A 13,637-nucleotide genomic window follows, 5' to 3' on the forward strand; every position below is an offset into this window, starting at 1 on the left:
GTTAACTCAATCCCCTATCGGATTTTCAGGGTCGCCAGACCCACCAGGACCAGAATTACGGTGATGATCCAGAAGCGCACGATGATCTTCGGCTCCGGCCATCCTTTCAGTTCAAAGTGGTGATGAATCGGCGCCATGCGAAACACACGGCGGCCGGTGAGCTTGAACGAACCCACCTGCAGCATCACCGAAACGGTTTCCATCACGAACACGCCGCCCATGATGAACAGTACGATTTCCTGGCGGACGATCACCGCCATCACACCCAGCACCGCGCCCAGGCCCAACGCGCCCACATCGCCCATGAACACTTGTGCCGGGTAAGCGTTGAACCACAGGAAGCCGAGGCCGGCGCCACACAGGGCAGCCGAAATAATCACCAGCTCGCCAGCCCCGGCCACATAGGGAATCTGCAGGTACGGGGCAAATTCCGCATGGCCACCGGCATAGGCAAAGATACCCAGGGCGCCGCCCACCAATACCGCCGGCATGATCGCCAGGCCATCCAGGCCATCGGTCAGGTTCACTGCATTGCTGGTTCCATTGATCACGAAATAGGTCAGCACGATGTAGAACCAGCCCATGTTGATGACCACATTCTTGAAGAAGGGCACGATCAGCTGGGTTTCCACCGGGCTCTGGGCGGTAAAGAACAGGGCAAAGGCCGCGCCGAGAGCACCGATGGACAACCACAGGTATTTCCAGCGGGCCGGCAGGCCGCGGGGATTTTTTTCCACCACCTTGCGCCAGTCATCCACCCAGCCCACGGCGCCGAACACGAACAGCACACCCAGGGTGATCCAGATAAAGCGGTTACTGAGGTCTGCCCACAGCAGGGTGGAAATGACGATGGCAATCAGGATCAGCGCCCCACCCATGGTGGGGGTGCCGGCCTTGCTCAGGTGACTCTTGGGGCCATCGTCACGAATGGCCTGGCCCACCTGCTTTTCCTGCAGTTTGCGGATCATGATCGGGCCCACCCAGAAGGCGATAAAAAGGGCCGTCAGCACGCTGAGAATGCCGCGCAGGGTGATGTACTGCACCACCAGGAAACCGCTGTGAAATTCTGCCAGAAGCTCAGCCAGCCATAGCAACATCAGAGTGCCCCCTGTTTCGATTTGTGAGGGCCTGCGCCCAGGATCAGTCGCTGCACCACCGCTTCCATACCGGCGCTGCGCGAACCTTTCACCAACACGGTTCCACCCTGTTGCAGAACCGGGGCACTCCAGGTTGCCGCCTGCTGATCGTTCTCTGCCGTCCTGGCACCTTCACCAAAGCCCTCGGCGGCCGCACTGGCGCCGGTCATCACTACCAGATCGCTGATCCCCGCCTGGCGGGCATAGCCACCCAGCTCTTCGATCAGCTGCTGCGCCTGCGGACCCAGCTCGCCCATGGCGCCCAGCACCAGCATCTGCGGAGCGGGCTGCACGGCCAGCCAGTCGATGGCGACACGCACGGAACCCGGATTGGCGTTGTAGGTGTCATCCACCAGCACGCCATCACCCACCGCATGCAGATTCATGCGGCCTGGCACCGGCTTGAGTTGCGCCAGGCGCGGCAGCACCTCGCCCAGGTTTACGCCCAGGGCGCGCACAGCCGCGCAGGCCAGCAAGGCATTGCTGACCTGATGGGCGCCGGGCAGCGGCACTGTCACCGTCTCGCCCAGCGGCTGAAGGACAAATTCCACCCGGTCCTGATGTAGCCGGATAGTGTCGGCGTACAGATCCGCGGGCGCCTGGCTGCCCACACGGATCACGGTAAGACCAGCCTTTTCCGCCTCACCAGCAAAGAAATCGGCAAAGCTGTCATCGTTGTTGATAATCGCCTGACCGCCGGCCTGACAACCGCCGAAGATTTCCGCCTTGGCGTTGGCAATGCCCTGCATGGAACCAAAACCTTCCAGGTGCGCGCCGGTCACATTGGTCACCAGCACCACTCGCGGCTTGGCCAGGGAACTGGTCCAGGCGATTTCACCGGGGGCATTGGCGCCCAGCTCAATCACCGCATAACGGTGTTCGCCGGCCAAGCGCAACAACGTCAGCGGCACACCGATGTCATTATTGAAGTTGCCACGGGTGGCCAGGGTGCTCTCGCCCAGCATGGCGGCAGCCATCTCCTTGACGGTGGTCTTGCCGGCGTTACCGGTTACCGCCAGGCGCTCGCTGGTAAACTGATCCGCATAACCACTGGCCAGGCGGCCCAGACCCAGGCGGGTATCGTCTACTTGCACGGCGCTGGCAAAGTCACTTTGCTCACGGTCCACCAGGGCGGCGACAGCACCACTCTCGGCGGCCCTGGCGAGGAACTCATGGGCGTCAAAACGCTCGCCCTTGAGCGCCACAAACAGGCAGCCCGGCGCCATGTCACGGGTATCAGTCACCACAGCACTGACTGTGCGGTCTTCCCCGATCAGGGTGCCGCCGGTCCACTGGGCGATCTGCGACAACCACATCATGACGCACCTCCCCGGGCGGCCAGCGCCTGGCGGGCAAGTTCTCTGTCATCACTGGGGTAACGCACGCCGTCGATTTCCTGGTAGTCCTCATGGCCCTTGCCGGCCAGCAGAATCACGTCGCCGGCCTGGGCGCTGTTGACGGTTTCCTGAACCGCCTCGGCACGATCCACATTTTCGTGGACCGCTTGCGCCCCGGTTAGACCGGCACGCATTTGATCAATAATGGTTTGCGGGTCTTCGCTGCGCGGGTTATCGCTGGTCAGCACCACGGTATCGGCGAGCTTTTCCGCCACTGCCGCCATCTGCGGGCGCTTGCCCTCATCTCGGTTACCGCCACAGCCGACCACACAGAACAGGCGGCCGGCAAAGTGATCCCGGCATGCCTGCAAGGCTTTTTCCAGGCCATCCGGGGTGTGGGCATAATCCACGATCACCGTCGGACAGCCATCGGCCTGCACAGGTTCCATACGCCCCGGTACGGGAGTAATGGCGGCCAATGCTCCACCCAGCGCCTCAGCGGCCACACCCTGGCCATGCAGAATGGCCGCCACGGCCATCACATTGCTGAGATTGAAACGACCGAACAGGGGCAGACTCAACGGCACCACTGTGCCGCCCACAAACAGCTCCGCGTCGATACCTTCTGCGGTGCATTGCACGGACTGGCAACGCACGGTGGCACCCTGCTGGCTGCCGAAGGTGACACAACGAACCCCATCAGGCAGGCAGGCGATCAGGGTTTGTGCTGCCGGATCATCACAATTGATCACCGCCAGCTGCACCCCGTCGCGGGTAAACAGCATCGCCTTGGCAGCCAGGTAGGATTCCATGTCGCCGTGATAATCCAGATGATCCCGGCTCAGATTGCTGAATACCGCGGTGGTGACCAGGGTGCCGCCCAGACGATTCTGGTCCAGGGCATGGGAGGAAATCTCCATGGCTACGGTATCGGCACCAGCATCGCGCACTGTCGCCAATCCGGCCTGCAGGGTAATCGGGTCCGGGGTGGTATGACCGGTGGTCTGCTCCTGGCCTTTCAGCCCCAACCCCAGGGTACCCACCAGGGCACAGCGGTGCCCCAGCGCATTCAGTGCATCGCGCAGGAACCAGGTGATGCTGGTCTTGCCGTTGGTGCCCGTCACACCGGTAATGCGCAGGCGATTGGCCGGCTCACCGAACCAGCGCGCGGCCAGATCACCCACCTGCCCCGCCAGCCCCGGCAGATGCACGCAGGGCACCGGCTGCTGCAGATCCACGGAGAACGTCTCCGCCTCTGCCAACACCACGGCAGCACCGGCACTGATAGCCTGAGGGATAAAATGGCGGCCATCACTGGCCACGCCAGGTACAGCCACAAACACCTCGCCGGGCTGCAGGCGGCGGCTGTCGAGCTGAAGCCCGGAAATGGTAAGACCTGCCACTTGGGCAGGCAGGTTGTGCTCGGGGAGCAGTTGCTGGAGGCGCATCATGAGCGGTCCTCCGTATCCGGGCTGCCGGCCAGCAGCCCTTCGGGTCTGTCTGGTGGTACATGCAATGTCCGCAACACCCCGCCCATGATTCGGGAAAAGGCCGGAGCGGCAACCAGACCGCCGTAGTAGGCATCGCTGCGAGGGTCGTCGATAACCACCACGGTGACGATACGGGGATCGGTGGCCGGAGCCAGGCCAGCAAACAGACCGATATAGCTGTCATCTGCATAACCGCCGGAAACTACCTTGTGCACGGTGCCGGTCTTGCCAGCCACCTGGTAACCGGGCACCTGGGCGCGGCTGGCGGTCCCCACCTGACTGACCACGGTTTCCAGCATCTGCACCAGTTGCCGGGCAACCGGCTTGCCCAGCACCTGCTCACCAGCAGGCTGGCTGGCAACCTTCTTCAGAGTCAGCGGCACTTTGACGCCGTCATTGGCGATGACTGCATACGCCTGTGCCAGCTGTACCGCAGACACGCTCAAACCGTAACCATAGGAAAGCGCCGCCCGCTCCACTTCCCGCCAGTGGCTACGCAATGGCAGCATGCCGTTGCTTTCACCGGGAAAATCGATGGCAGTGGCCTGCCCGAAACCGAAACGCTCCAGGTAGTTGGGCAGCGCCAGCGGCTCCATGGCCAGGGCCAGTTTGCTGGTGCCCACGTTGGAGCTCTTGGTGAGCACGGTGGTGATATCAATCACCCCGTAGTCGCGATGGTCACGAATGGTCTTGCTTCCAACCCGCAGGGTGCCGGGATGGGTATTGATGGTAGTCGACGGGGTCACCATGCCCATTTCCATGGCCGCCGCCACGGTAAAGGGCTTCATGGTGGAGCCGGGCTCGAACAGATCTGTCACTGCCCGGTTGCGCAGGGCACCGGTATCCAGATTGCCGCGATTGTTGGGGTTGTAGGCGGGCTGATTCACCATGGCCAGCACTTCACCGGTACGCACATCCAGCACCACTGCGCTGCCGCCCTTGGCCTTGAATTGCTGCACGGCGCCGAGCAACTCCCGGTAAGCCAGGTACTGCAGACGCAGGTCAATACTCAGCGTTACGTCTTCACCGGGCTCCGCCGGCTCCAGCACTTCAATATCCTGAATTACCCGACCCAGCAGATCACGAACCACCTTCTTGCGACCGGATTTGCCAGACAGGTGTGATTCCATATCCAGCTCAACGCCTTCCTGGCCTTGATCGTCAATATTGGTAAAGCCCACCACGTGGCTAGTCACTTCACCGGCTGGATAGTAACGACGGTATTCGGTCAGCGAATGGATACCGGGAACATTCAGATCCAGCACGGCCTTGGCCGCTTCCGGCGCCAGACCGCGACCCAGATAGATAAACTCACGGGATTCGTGACGACGCACCTTGCTGGCGAAATCCTGCTGGCTGATCACCGGATTGCCCGCCAGACGCGCCCATTGCTCCTGGTTTTCCAGGGCTTCACGGGGATTGGCCCAGAGGGTGACCACCGGTGTACTGACCGCCAGGGGACGGCCATCACGATCACGAATCACGCCCCGATGTGCAGCCAGGGGTTCCACTCGCAAATTGCGGATATCCCCCTGATGGGCAAGAAAGTCATGCTGGATCACTTGCAGGTCCACAGCCCGTACCACCAGGACACAGGCACACACCAGCCAGAAGCCCAGCACAAAGCGCCAGCGCATCTGGTGATTGGGTTGCCGTGTCTTGCGAGCCTGGCGTTTCATGGCCGGATCAGCACTCTCTCATCGGTTTTCGGTAATTTCATGCCCAGCTTCTCGCGAGCCAAGCGTTCTACCCGGGCATAGCTGCCCCAGGTGCTGTGCTCCAACAGCAGCTGACTCCACTGGCTCTCCAGTCGAGTTTGCTGCTGCTTCAATTTCTGGCTCTCGTCGGTGAGTCGACGCGCCTCATGGACGCTGTAACTCACCGCCAGCGCGGAGATCACTACCAGCATCACCAGGGTGCGGATCAGCCAGGGGACGCTCATCAGGCCACCTTCTCCGCTACCCGCAACACCGCACTGCGCGAGCGAACATTCACTTTCAGCTCGGCCTTGCTGGCACGAATAGCCTTGCCAATCGGCTCCAGCCGCTGGGGCATTTCGTCGCCCAACGGCAAACCACCGCGCCCCTTGGGAGCCCGGCCGGAGTGATCGCGAATAAACAGCTTCACGATCCGGTCTTCCAGAGAATGGAAGCTGATAATGGCGAGACGCCCGCCGATGGCGAGCGTCTCCAGGGACTGTTCGAGCACTTGGGTCAGCGCATCCAGCTCCCCGTTTATATGTATTCGCAATGCCTGAAAACTGCGTGTGGCCGGGTGCTTGCCCGGCTCGCCGCGGCCAATGGCCGACTCGATCAGATCGGCCAGCTGCAAGGTGCGGGTAATCGGCTGCTCCTTGCGCTCTTCGCAGATACGCCGGGCAATCCGACGCGACTTGCGCTCATCGCCATAGCGATACAGCACATTGGCAATATCCTGCTCGTCGGCCCGGGCCAACCACTGCGCAACACTTTCACCCTGAGTTGGGTCCATGCGCATATCCAGCGGCCCATCACGCAGAAAGCTGAAGCCACGACCGGCATCGTCCAGTTGCGGCGACGACACACCCAGATCCAGCAACAGGCCATCAATGGGGCGACCCACCTGGTCTACCACATCAGGCAGGCAGTCAAAGCGGCTGGCCACGATCTGGAAACGGCCATCTTCCGATGCCAGCTGCTCACCCGCGGCAACGGCCTGGGGATCACGATCGATACCGGCAAGGCGCCCCTGTGCGTCCAGCTTTTCCAGCAGTGCACGGCTGTGGCCACCTCGCCCAAAGGTGCCATCCACATAAAAGCCATCACCACGGCTGAACCACATATCCAGTACCTCTTCCAGCATCACCGGCTGGTGTTCGTACTGCGCGCCCTTGTCGGTCATCAGAAGGACAACTCCTGCACACTTTCCGGCAATGCATCCGGGTCCAGGGTGCCGTCCTCTTCCAACCAGCTTTCTGCTTTCCAGATCTCAAAACGGTGCATCTGACCGATCAGCATGGCCTGCTTCTCCAGGCCGATGGCCGCCCGCAATTCCGGCGGCACCAGCAGCCGGCCATTGCTATCCATGTCAATTTCCACCGCCTGGCCGAGGAAGCGACGCTTCAGCTGACGCACCTGCGGACTGGAGTCTCGCTGGGCGGACAGTTTGCCGGCGGTTTCCATAAATTCATCACGTGGGTAAAGCGCGAGGCATTCGTCATAGGGGTGACGGGTAAGCACAAGCTGGCCGCCGCAGGCTTCGTTCAACGAAGCGCGATAACGGGTCGGCATGGTGAGCCGCCCCTTGGCATCCAGATTGAGTGATGTGCTTCCAGTAAACACTGGCCGTCCTCATGCTCGATTATTCGGTTCCTTCCCGGGGGTTCTGTTTACCCCACTTTGCGACACCGGCCGCCAAGAAATTCCCACTTTTTCCCACTTTTCACCACATTGAGACACTCTATGGCCACTGGGAACACCAAGTCAAGCGTCGACACCTGGGCAAACGTAAAAGAATTTCCAGACAAATCAGCCTGTTAGCTGTGTCACACGGAATGGACGAAGAGACGAACGGAGGGAGTTTCGAGACGAATCAGAGCGCTGGAACGTGCAGGTGAGAAAGCACTTTAAGTGTTAGACGGATTAGTTATTACTAACTTTTTTTATATTCACTTATTAAAGGTTAAGCTTTGTTCGGACACGGGCAAGCGATAGGATTGGCTATCCAGCAGGTCCACGCCGCACTCGAGCGCCGCCAACCAGTCAAGGAAATGCCCCACCTGCTCCCCCACAAAGTAGCCACCATGCTGGGGAACGATCATACGCGGCGCCAGCTTGCGCACCATGGCCACCCACAGTCGACAGGCCCGGTTGCTGGCCATATAACGGCGATGAAACCCCGTCATGCTGTGCAGGTGGTCGGCAAAGTTTTCCACCTGCCCTTCCTCGCCCCCCAGAGACGCACCAATATCGCCGGAAAACAGGATGCCGCTGAGCGGATCGTAGAAGCTGAAATTACCCACCGAGTGCAGGAAATGCGCAGGCAACACCCAGATCTCGGTATCAGCAAACGGCAGCACCTTGCCCTCGTCCGCCACACCCTGGATACGCGACTGTAGTTGCTCGCCCATTTTGCCAGTCACATAGGAGGAAGCCAGATGAGGCAGAAACCGGGACCACAACCTGCTCACTACCACCTGGCTGCGCGTGTGCATCAGCCAGCGCGGCAGGGACGCGATAATATCCGGGTCCTGATGTGATGCCAGAATATAGTCCAGACCATCCAGACTGATTCGGCGACTCAAGGCAATGGTTAGCGGGGTGTAGGTCAGATCCCCACCCGGATCAATCAGCGCAGCACGGTCCCCGTGGCGAATGCAGAACTGGTTGGCCTGCACTCCCTCCCCGACAACCAGATCGGAAAAGCGCAGCACTTCGTGATTATTGTCGAGATAGAGGGTATCGGTCTGCGCCATGTCGGACTCCTGCCAGATTGTAAGCCCGGCAATTCTGACGACATCGCATCACTGGATAATGACTCAGATCAAGAAGAGGAAGCGTTTTGGGGCGAGAGCGACGAGTCACGAAAGGCAAACCCCGGTTCGGGTATTCGCTTCTCGCAACTCGCATCTCATACTGAAAAGGTGGACCGGTCGATAAGCCGGGTTCTGTCGTGGACAGTCATTCATCTGGGGCTTGCGTCGCCACAAACCTCTAGCAACCTACCCGGATCCAGCGCGGGCCACGCCAACGGATCCCTATTTGGTCTTGCTCCGGGTGGGGTTTACCCTGCCACCACTGTTGCCAGCGGCGCGGTGCGCTCTTACCGCACCTTTTCACCCTTACCGGTTCCTTCCAAAGGAGGGAACAGGCGGTATCTTCTCTGTGGCACTAGCCGTAGCCACACCGTCACCAGTGTAGCCCCCAGGCGTTACCTGGCACCCTGCCCTGTGGAGCCCGGACTTTCCTCCAGCGGCTACGCCGCCAGCGACTGTCTGACCGATCCGGGGCGGAGTTTAGGGGACGGCAATGAAAAACACCAATTGATAATTGAGAATGGATAATTGATAACTTGCGGAACAGGGCGCCAAGTCCAGAAACGCAAGAGGCCGCGTCCAAACGATTGGTCGCGGCCTCTTGCGTTCAAAGACAGCAAAGCGCCAGTCCGCGTCGTTATTAATTATCCATTCTCAATTATCAATTTTCTTTCCCCATCCCTTCCAACAGCGCATACACCGCCTGCCGCTTCAGCCCGGTGTGGGCGGCCATGATTTTCGCCACCCGGGATACCGGCAGTTCCGCGAGCAGGGATTTTGCCAGGGCCTGATCCTGCTCGCTCCAGTCTGCGGTTTGTGCGGCGGGCGACAGCACCAGCACCAACTCGCCGCGTTGCTGGTTGCGATCTGATGCCACCCAGTCACAAATATCAGCCACGGTTCCCATGCGAATCGTCTCAAATTGCTTGGTCAGCTCACGACAAAGCGAGATTTCACGATCTTTTTCAACTGACGCTTTCAGCGCCTCCAGGAAAGAGAGCACCCGGTGAGGAGCTTCGTAGATAATACTTGTGGCTGACAGCTTGGCCAGGCGCTCGATGGCCTGCTGGCGAGGCGCTCCCTTGGCCGGCACAAAACCCTCAAAAAGAAAACGATCAGATGGCTGCCCCGCCGCCGCCAACGCTGCCAACAGTGCCGACGCACCGGGAATCGGCACCACCCGTACATCAGCCTGGTGGCAGGCGCGCACCAGACGATAGCCGGGATCACTGACCAGCGGCGTGCCCGCATCACTGATCAAGGCACCCTGCTCACCTGACTGCAAACGAGCCACCAACTCTTCGCTGCGCGCACTTTCGTTGTGGTCATGACAACTAATCAACCGACTGCGGATTCCCAACTGTTCCAGCATGCGCTGACTATGCCGGGTATCCTCCGCCGCCACCCAGTCCACCTCCCCCAGTACCGCTATCGCCCGACGACTGATGTCATCCAGATTTCCGATCGGTGTACTGACAATATACAAAGTTCCACTCATATCTGTGCACGACTCAACTGGTGGGGCTCCAATGAAGCGCCTACAATAGCGGCTTCATTCTGGTAATACGAACGTCTCGCCATGGAATTCAGAAAGGCCCGTTTGGCAGCCCTGCTTGCTGCCGCAGTCATCGCCGGCTGTTCTACCACCACTCCTACGCGCACCACGGTTTATGAACAGCCGTCGGCTGCCAAGGTTGGCACCGCTCCCACCGCGCTGTCCGCTGCCCGCAGTCAACTGGCCACCATGAAAACCGATGCACGCATCGGTGCCGCGCTGCAGTGGGCGGAACATTATCTGGATCAGCAGCGACCCGGTGATGCCGGCCAGTTGCTCGCCGATCTGAATCCTCAGGCCATGGACAACGAACAACGGTTTACCTGGATACTGCTCAGCGGTCGCGCCCAGCTGGGTGACCAACGACCCGACGACGCGCTGGCCCTGCTGCAACGTCACGAAGATGACATTCTTCAGTATCCCGCCGAGCAACAGGCAGGGCTGGATCTGCTCAAAGCCGACGCCCTGGCAATGAAGGGTGATCTGACCGGCAGCCTGCAACAACGGGTGGCCACACACCCCCTGCTGGAAGATGAAGATCAAGACTATAACCACGGCATGATCTGGCAACTGCTGATGCAACTGTCCAGCTCCGAACTGGCCGATGCCATTGAGGACAGCCGTGGTGATTTACTCGGCTGGCTCACCCTGGCCCAGCTTTACCGGGACCCGATCGCCGATCTCGATGCCCAGGTCAGCCGGCTGAATCAATGGAGCGCCCAGTGGCGCACCCACCCGGCCACCGATGACGTTCCCGATATGCTCGACGCCCTGGAAAAAGCTGTCAGCGAACGCCCCAGCAAGGTTGCCATTCTGCTGCCTGCCACCGGCCCGCTGAAAAATGCCGGCAAGGCACTCCAGGAAGGCATCATGACGGCCTACTATCGGCACAAACAGGACGGCAACCCACCGGTATTGCGCTTCTACGATTCCGGCGGTGACGACATCCTCGCTCTCTACCAGCAGGCCGTTCAGGACGGCGCCGACTTCATCCTCGGGCCGCTGGCCAAGGACAAGGCAGCCACCATTGCCAACCAGGGCACCCTGCCTGTTACCACCCTGGCGCTGAACTATATTGATCAGGGCGAACTGCCAGAGAATTTCTTCCAGTTCGGCCTCGCGCCGGAAGACGAAGCTCGCCAGATAGCCCTGCAAGGTGCTCGCGAAGGCGCAAGCCAGGCCGGCATCCTCTACCCGGAAGGGGAATGGGGTGAACGGGTTGCCCAGGCGTTTGCGCAAGAATGGCAATCCCTCGGTGGTACCGTGACCGTGACTCGTACCTACCAGGAAGGCCCCACTCTGGGCGACACCGTCAAGGAACTGCTGCTGGTGGCGCAGAGCCAGAGCCGCGGCCAGGCAGTGAGCCGCTTCACCAGCCTGGACATGGATATCCAGCCACGTCGTCGCCAGGATATGGGCTTCCTGTTTCTGCTCGCCAATCCCAACCAGGGACGCCAGGTCAAACCGGCGCTGAATTTCCACTACGCCAAGGATCTGCCGGTCTACTCCACGGCCCTGGTTCACAGCGGCGAATCCAACCCGAGGCGCGACCAGGACCTGAACGGGGTACGCTTTGTGGACATGCCCTGGATGCTCAGCAACGAAGACTCTCAGCTACGCCGAATGAGCAACGAGCAATGGCCCGAAGGCCACGGCCGCTACGAGCGTCTGTTTGCCATGGGCATTGATGCCTATCGATTGCAAAGCCGTGTTTTCCTGCTAAGCACCCTGCCCTCCAGTGAACTGCCCGGAGTCACCGGCCGCCTGAGCATGAAACAGCAACGTATCGTGCGCGAACTGAACTGGGGCGTCTTTATCAATGGCGAGGCACGCGCCCTGCCCAAGGTAGCCGAACCTGCAAACAACAGCAGAACCCGTGAAATTACCGCGCAGTAACAAAAATTCCGGTGGCGAAGCGGAAAAACAGGCTGCACACTGGCTCACGCAGCAGGGACTAGAGGTTGTGGCCCGCAATTTCCGCTGCCGGCAAGGTGAAATCGACCTGATTATGCAGGACGGCAACACCCTGGTGTTCACGGAAGTGCGCTGGCGCAGCTACCGAAGTCATGGCGGTGCACTGGCTTCCGTGGATCACCACAAACAACGCCGGCTGATCCTGGCGGCCCAGCATTACCTGGCCCGTCACCCGCAATACCATGATCGCCCCTGCCGCTTTGATGTACTGGGAATGGAACCGGACAACAACGACACTGTCCGTTATCAGTGGATACAAAACGCGTTCTACAGCGAATAGCCCCAATAATCGAACGCGCAGAACAATGAGGTAATTATGAGCGTGGACCGTATCCGGCAATTATTTGCCGAAAGCATCGAAACCAAAGCCAAGGCCGGCGAAGTACTGCCCACCGTCATCGAGGCGGCCGGTCAGGCCATGGTGGAATGCCTGCTCAACGGCGGCAAGATCCTCACCTGTGGTAACGGCGGCTCCGCCGGCGATGCCCAGCATTTTTCTTCCGAGCTGCTCAATCGCTTCGAAATGGAGCGTCCTGCATTGCCCGCGATCGCGTTGACCACGGACTCCTCCACACTCACCTCCATCGCCAACGATTACAGCTATAACGAAATCTTCTCCAAACAGGTGCGCGCCCTGGGCGGCAGCGGCGACATCCTGCTGGCCATTTCCACCAGCGGTAACTCCGCCAACGTGATACAGGCCATACAGGCCGCCCACGACCGGGAAATGCGCGTTGTCGCCATGACCGGCAAGGAAGGCGGCGAAATGGTCAACCTGTATGGCCCCAACGACATCGAGATCCGGGTGCCCGCCACCTCCACCGCCCGCATTCAGGAAGTTCACCTGCTGGTGATTCACTCCCTGTGCGATTACATCGACCAGCAACTCTTTGGAGGCCAGTAAATGGCCGCACGCTTCACCCGTTTGAGCAGCATTCTGACTCTGTTCTTGATGCTTGTTACCAGCACCGGTTGTGTCTCCCTGTCCAAGGGCATGTCCGATGATCCGGTCGACCAAAATCACGGCAAACGCACCTTTGGGGCCTTTGTCGAGGACGGCAATATTGAACGCAAGGTCGCAGTGAATCTGGCCCGGGCCAGTGCCGAGCTGGACGAGTCACGCATTGTGACGGTGAGCTACAACGGCAACGTCCTGCTTGCCGGCCAGGTAGCCAGCGAAGACCTGAAGACTCAGGCCGGAAATATCGCCGAGAAGGTTCGTCATGTCCGCCATGTGCACAACGAACTGCAGGTGGTGGGGTCCAACTCCTTTCTGGCACGGACCAATGACACCTGGCTGACCAGCAAGGTCAAAAGCCGACTACTGATCAACGGCGATGCACCCGGCTGGCGCACCAAAGTGGTAACAGAAAACGGTGTAGTCTACTTGATGGGCCTGCTGACCCACGCAGAGGCTACTGCGGTCGTCGAACAGGTGCAGAAAGTCTACGGTGTGCAGAAGATCGTGAAGATTATCGAGTATATCGACTAAAGAGCAGCTGCAAGCGACAAGCTTCAAGCCGCAACACGAAGAAAGGCCCTCCCCAACCGGAACGCCGAGCCCGCGCTGCCCCCCCCAAAAAAAACCGCGCCCGAAGGGTGCGGTTTTTTTGTAGCTCGTAGCTCGTAGCT

13 protein-coding genes and 1 other RNA gene are annotated in these 13,637 nt (G+C 60.1%); 4 read left to right on the top strand and 10 right to left on the bottom strand.

The window, feature by feature from the left end; all coding sequences use genetic code 11:
• Positions 1 to 14 precede the first annotated feature (14 nt).
• The 10 genes from mraY to rsmI all read right to left on the bottom strand — a co-directional run bounded on the left by mraY (position 15) and on the right by rsmI (position 9,974).
• Positions 15 to 1,097, bottom strand: coding sequence for a phospho-N-acetylmuramoyl-pentapeptide-transferase (gene mraY, locus B3Q33_RS07685; RefSeq protein ID WP_035248018.1), 1,083 nt, complete (start codon positions 1,095 to 1,097; stop codon positions 15 to 17).
• Positions 1,097 to 2,455, bottom strand: a complete 1,359-nt coding sequence (locus tag B3Q33_RS07690; protein WP_052042801.1) for a UDP-N-acetylmuramoyl-tripeptide--D-alanyl-D-alanine ligase — start codon at positions 2,453 to 2,455, stop codon at positions 1,097 to 1,099. The genes mraY and B3Q33_RS07690 overlap by 1 nt, the downstream gene beginning before the upstream one ends.
• On the bottom strand, positions 2,452 to 3,924 hold the full coding sequence (locus B3Q33_RS07695) for a UDP-N-acetylmuramoyl-L-alanyl-D-glutamate--2,6-diaminopimelate ligase (RefSeq protein ID WP_272963350.1): 1,473 nt from the start codon (positions 3,922 to 3,924) through the stop codon (positions 2,452 to 2,454). Before B3Q33_RS07695 ends, B3Q33_RS07690 begins: the two co-directional genes overlap by 4 nt.
• Positions 3,921 to 5,642 carry a peptidoglycan D,D-transpeptidase FtsI family protein gene (locus B3Q33_RS07700; RefSeq protein ID WP_035248023.1) on the bottom strand — a complete coding sequence of 574 codons (1,722 nt, stop codon included), beginning with the start codon at positions 5,640 to 5,642 and terminating at the stop codon, positions 3,921 to 3,923. The genes B3Q33_RS07695 and B3Q33_RS07700 overlap by 4 nt, the downstream gene beginning before the upstream one ends.
• Positions 5,639 to 5,905: a cell division protein FtsL gene (gene ftsL, locus B3Q33_RS07705; protein ID WP_035248025.1), complete on the bottom strand. Its 267-nt coding sequence runs from the start codon at positions 5,903 to 5,905 to the stop codon at positions 5,639 to 5,641. The genes B3Q33_RS07700 and ftsL overlap by 4 nt, the downstream gene beginning before the upstream one ends.
• Positions 5,905 to 6,843, bottom strand: a complete 939-nt coding sequence (rsmH, locus tag B3Q33_RS07710) for a 16S rRNA (cytosine(1402)-N(4))-methyltransferase RsmH (RefSeq protein ID WP_272975465.1) — start codon at positions 6,841 to 6,843, stop codon at positions 5,905 to 5,907. The genes ftsL and rsmH overlap by 1 nt, the downstream gene beginning before the upstream one ends.
• Complete coding sequence (gene mraZ, locus B3Q33_RS07715) at positions 6,843 to 7,283, bottom strand: division/cell wall cluster transcriptional repressor MraZ (protein WP_035248027.1); 441 nt, start codon at positions 7,281 to 7,283, stop codon at positions 6,843 to 6,845. The genes rsmH and mraZ overlap by 1 nt, the downstream gene beginning before the upstream one ends.
• A gap of 326 nt (positions 7,284 to 7,609) precedes the next feature.
• On the bottom strand, positions 7,610 to 8,416 hold the full coding sequence (locus tag B3Q33_RS07720; RefSeq protein ID WP_035248030.1) for an MBL fold metallo-hydrolase: 807 nt from the start codon (positions 8,414 to 8,416) through the stop codon (positions 7,610 to 7,612).
• Positions 8,417 to 8,581: 165 nt separating this feature from the next.
• Positions 8,582 to 8,947, bottom strand: an RNA gene (gene rnpB / locus B3Q33_RS07725) — RNase P RNA component class A.
• 190 nt (positions 8,948 to 9,137) lie between these two features.
• Positions 9,138 to 9,974, bottom strand: a complete 837-nt coding sequence (rsmI, locus tag B3Q33_RS07730) for a 16S rRNA (cytidine(1402)-2'-O)-methyltransferase (protein WP_272961586.1) — start codon at positions 9,972 to 9,974, stop codon at positions 9,138 to 9,140.
• A gap of 81 nt (positions 9,975 to 10,055) precedes the next feature.
• Here rsmI and B3Q33_RS07735 point away from each other — a divergent pair, with 81 nt between their 5' ends.
• The 4 genes from B3Q33_RS07735 to B3Q33_RS07750 are packed head-to-tail and all read left to right on the top strand — an operon-like array spanning position 10,056 to position 13,497.
• Entirely contained in the window at positions 10,056 to 11,927 is a 1,872-nt protein-coding gene (locus tag B3Q33_RS07735; protein ID WP_035248035.1) for a penicillin-binding protein activator, read from the top strand.
• Positions 11,908 to 12,285: a YraN family protein gene (locus B3Q33_RS07740; protein WP_035248037.1), complete on the top strand. Its 378-nt coding sequence runs from the start codon at positions 11,908 to 11,910 to the stop codon at positions 12,283 to 12,285. The genes B3Q33_RS07735 and B3Q33_RS07740 overlap by 20 nt, the downstream gene beginning before the upstream one ends.
• 36 nt (positions 12,286 to 12,321) lie before the next feature.
• Positions 12,322 to 12,909 carry a phosphoheptose isomerase gene (locus tag B3Q33_RS07745; protein WP_007150375.1) on the top strand — a complete coding sequence of 196 codons (588 nt, stop codon included), beginning with the start codon at positions 12,322 to 12,324 and terminating at the stop codon, positions 12,907 to 12,909.
• A complete protein-coding gene (locus B3Q33_RS07750; RefSeq protein ID WP_035248038.1) occupies positions 12,910 to 13,497 on the top strand; it encodes a BON domain-containing protein in 588 nt (195 codons plus the stop codon).
• The last annotated feature ends 140 nt before the right edge of the window (positions 13,498 to 13,637 follow it).

It is taken from the genome of Alcanivorax sp. UBA3183, from assembly GCF_002364155.1.
GTDB lineage: Bacteria > Pseudomonadota > Gammaproteobacteria > Pseudomonadales > Alcanivoracaceae > Alcanivorax > Alcanivorax jadensis.

Bases quoted from the DNA above. Each gene is read 5' to 3' on its own strand.
- B3Q33_RS07750 (WP_035248038.1), top strand. From the start codon at position 12,910: ATGGCCGCACGCTTCACCCGTTTGAGCAGCATTCTGACTCTGTTCTTG.
- B3Q33_RS07695 (WP_272963350.1), bottom strand. From the start codon at position 3,924: ATGATGCGCCTCCAGCAACTGCTCCCCGAGCACAACCTGCCTGCCCAA.
- B3Q33_RS07690 (WP_052042801.1), bottom strand. From the start codon at position 2,455: ATGATGTGGTTGTCGCAGATCGCCCAGTGGACCGGCGGCACCCTGATC.
- rsmH (WP_272975465.1), bottom strand. From the start codon at position 6,843: ATGACCGACAAGGGCGCGCAGTACGAACACCAGCCGGTGATGCTGGAA.
- mraY (WP_035248018.1), bottom strand. From the start codon at position 1,097: ATGTTGCTATGGCTGGCTGAGCTTCTGGCAGAATTTCACAGCGGTTTC.
- rsmI (WP_272961586.1), bottom strand. From the start codon at position 9,974: ATGAGTGGAACTTTGTATATTGTCAGTACACCGATCGGAAATCTGGAT.
- B3Q33_RS07700 (WP_035248023.1), bottom strand. From the start codon at position 5,642: ATGAAACGCCAGGCTCGCAAGACACGGCAACCCAATCACCAGATGCGC.
- B3Q33_RS07745 (WP_007150375.1), top strand. From the start codon at position 12,322: ATGAGCGTGGACCGTATCCGGCAATTATTTGCCGAAAGCATCGAAACC.
- B3Q33_RS07735 (WP_035248035.1), top strand. From the start codon at position 10,056: ATGGAATTCAGAAAGGCCCGTTTGGCAGCCCTGCTTGCTGCCGCAGTC.
- B3Q33_RS07720 (WP_035248030.1), bottom strand. From the start codon at position 8,416: ATGGCGCAGACCGATACCCTCTATCTCGACAATAATCACGAAGTGCTG.
- ftsL (WP_035248025.1), bottom strand. From the start codon at position 5,905: ATGAGCGTCCCCTGGCTGATCCGCACCCTGGTGATGCTGGTAGTGATC.